Origin of the sequence: Mesorhizobium sp. M1A.F.Ca.IN.020.06.1.1 (genome assembly GCF_004023265.1) — a bacterium.
In the GTDB taxonomy this organism is placed as follows: domain Bacteria; phylum Pseudomonadota; class Alphaproteobacteria; order Rhizobiales; family Rhizobiaceae; genus Mesorhizobium.
On record NZ_RZSR01001158.1, the window covers coordinates 1 to 1,637 of the forward strand.

Consider the following 1,637-nt stretch of genomic DNA (forward strand, 5'->3'; position numbering starts at 1 on the left):
ATCTCAACCTCGTCATCGACGCGGGTTGGATCAAGAAGGATGAAGTCTGCGCGGGCGTTGCCGCCGGCAGCGTCGCGGTCTGCAACTAAGCTGGCCGTCAGGTTCAAACGCAGCGCCGCGGCCCAACGGCCGCGGTGTATCCCAAGGGTTTTCGGGAGTACTGAAGCCGGAGACCATTGGGGGCAGGTCACTGTCCGGCAGGATCGCCGAACTGCTCCAGCCGTTTGTTTCCGCGCAATTCCAGGCGGCTACGCACTTTTTCCCGGAATTGCTCTAGCATCGTGGTCCGGCATCCGCGCCAGACGGCAAGCCGGCGGGAGGAGATCATGACCGATACGACCTCTGATACGCCGGCCAACCCGGCGGCGGATCGCGCGCGGGCTTCCGAACTGAGCACCGTCGGGCGCTTCCTCAAGGCGACTGAGCTCGACACACGCATGCTCGGCATGGTCGGCGCGCTGCTGATCATTTGGATTGGCCTGCATGTCATCTCGAGCCTGCGGCTCGGCGTCAATCCGCTCGATTTCGATAGCCGAACGTTCCTGACGCCGCGCAACCTGTGGAACCTGTCGGTGCAGACCTCGGCCGTGGCCATCATGGCTTCCGGCATGGTGCTGGTCATCGTCATGCGCAACATCGACCTCTCCGTCGGATCGGCCGAGGGTTTGATCGGCATGGTGATGGGCTTTGCCCAAGTGCATTTCCTGGTGCGAATGGTTGGGCTCGAGCTTGGCAATCCCTGGATCTGGGTGCTGGCACTGTTGATCGGCCTGGCGCTCGGCCTGCTGATCGGCGCCTTCCAGGGCTTCGTCATCGCCTATCTCGAAGTGCCGGCCTTCATCGTGACGCTTGGCGGGCTGCTGGTCTGGCGCGGTGCTGCCTGGTGGGTCACCAGCGGCCAGACGGTGGCGCCGCTCGACGCCACCTTCCAACTGATGGGCGGCGGACCGGCCGGCTCGATCGGCGCCAAATGGAGCTGGATCGTCGGCGCCGTCGCCTGTGTTGCCGTGGTGTTTGCGCTGTTCAACGGCAGGGTGCAGCGCAAGCGCTTCCGTTTTCCGCTGCGTCCGATCTGGGCCGAGACGCTGCTCGGCGCGGTCACCTGCGCTGTCATCATGGGCGCGGTGTGGCTGGCCAATTCCTATCCCTGGCCGGTCGGCATCGTGAACCGCTACGCCGCCGCCAACAACCTCACGGTCCCCGAAGGCGGCCTGTTCATCGCCCACGGCATCGCCATTCCGGTGCTGATGGCGATCGCCGTCGGTCTCGTCATGACCTTCATTACCAAGCGCACTCGCTTCGGCCGCTATGTCTTTGCCATCGGCGGCAATCCGGAGGCGGCCAACCTTGCCGGCATCAACACGCGCTGGATCACCATGAAGGTGTTCATGATCATGGGTGTGCTGGCGACGATCGCCGCGGCGATATCGTCGGCGCGGCAGAATTCATCGACCAATGCGCTCGGCACGCTGGACGAGCTCCTGGTCATCGCCGCGGCGGTCATCGGCGGCACCTCGCTCGCCGGCGGCTCGGGAACCGTGCTCGGCGCTATGCTTGGGGCGCTGCTGATGCAGTCGCTGCAGTCCGGCATGGTGCTCCTCGGAGTCGATTCGCCGCTGCAAAGCATCGTCGTCGGC

Annotated in this window: 1 protein-coding gene; it reads left to right on the plus strand. The window is 64.9% G+C overall.

Features of this window, described 5'->3' with window-relative positions:
* Positions 1-326: 326 nt before the first annotated feature.
* The coding region (locus EOA60_RS32015; protein ID WP_164899735.1) for a sugar ABC transporter permease at positions 327-1,637 on the plus strand (1,311 nt) is incomplete at its 3' end.